Consider the following 1434-nt stretch of genomic DNA (forward strand, 5'->3'; position numbering starts at 1 on the left):
TCACTTACGAATAAGATACTGTCCAAAAAAGTGTGTAAAGTTCAAATATTTAAGATTTTAGTGATTCGAAACAAAAAATTAAAAGATGAACCTTACACAAGAACAAATTTCGAAAGTATTATTGGATTTAGCAAGCGAAAAAGATGGATATCGTACATTATTGAAAAAAAGTTTAGAGGCTATAATGAAAGCTGAACGTCAACAGTTTCAAAATGAGCACTCAGATTATGGAAATGGGTACCGATTCAGCAAGGTATGCGTACATAATGGTAAAATGGAATTAGCGATACCAAGAACACGTCATAACAACTTCTATCCAATGATCTTAGCGTTAATAAAAGATCAAAACAAAGAATGTGAATCATTAGCTTTTGAATTGTATAGATGTGGGCTAACAACTGAACAGGTAGGAGGAATATTTAAAAAACTCTACGATCACAAATACAGTAAATCAGCGATAAGCCAAATGATGAATTCGGCAAAAACAGATGTATTTAGCTGGTTGGAAAGGAAAGGATTAGATGAAACCTACCCCGTGATATACATCGATGCGACCTTCTGGCATACCAGGCGAGATAAAACGGTATCCAATGAAGCTTATTATACCATATTAGGTGTAAAACAAGATACTACGCGAGAAGTACTGGCGGTAGTGAATCATCCTACAGAAGGAGCAGGGAATTGGGTTCAAATCTTCGAAAAACTAAAAGAAAGAGGGGTTAAAAGAATTCAATTGGTGGTATCAGATGGATTAACAGGAATCGAAAATGCAATCCAAACAGTATATCCAATGGCTACTGTGCAGTTATGCATAGTCCATTTAATTAGAAATATCCTTAATAAAGTAAAACCAAAACATAGATCTGAGATTAAAATTGAATTAAAAAAGATTTTAAGTCCTGATAATGATATAGATAGTCCTGAGAAAGGATTAAAACGTTTTTTAGCGTTTGTGGCAAAATGGGAGAAAATATACCCTTCATTAAAACAATATAAAGAGCCAAGATATGCGCTATATTTCAACTACCTTGGATATGAAAAATCAATAAGAAGAATGATATATACGACAAATTGGATAGAGCGCTTACACAGAAACTACAAAAGAACTTTACGGATGCGAACCTCCTTACCGAATCCAGAAGCAGTACTATTTTTAATGGGTAGTACAGCAATGAATCGGCCCGAGTATAATTATCCGATATATCAATTTAGTACATCATCTGAACTTGATTTTTATTAAATGGATTTAGGAAGATATAATCAATGAAGTTGTTATATTATGTTTACCACATAAAATTTTTTATACGCCTTAGCCTTTTGAGGGGCTGACGTCTAAAAAATTTTCCATGGAAAACGCGTTACTTTAAAAAATTTTTATTTTAGCACCATGAATTCACTAGAACTATAAATACACACTTTTCTGAACACTACCAC

The 1434-nt window shown here is 33.1% G+C and carries 1 protein-coding gene; it reads left to right on the forward strand.

The features are described from left to right. Window positions 1-85: 85 nt before the first annotated feature. Window positions 86-1240 carry an IS256 family transposase gene (locus ABEA42_RS18480; protein ID WP_345505362.1) on the forward strand — a complete coding sequence of 385 codons (1155 nt, stop codon included), beginning with the start codon at window positions 86-88 and terminating at the stop codon, window positions 1238-1240. Window positions 1241-1434 lie beyond the last annotated feature (194 nt).

The organism is Pedococcus ginsenosidimutans (assembly GCF_039544395.1).
Classification (GTDB): domain Bacteria; phylum Actinomycetota; class Actinomycetes; order Actinomycetales; family Dermatophilaceae; genus Pedococcus; species Pedococcus ginsenosidimutans.

Bases quoted from the DNA above. Each gene is read 5' to 3' on its own strand.
- ABEA42_RS18480 (WP_345505362.1), top strand. From the start codon at position 86: ATGAACCTTACACAAGAACAAATTTCGAAAGTATTATTGGATTTAGCA.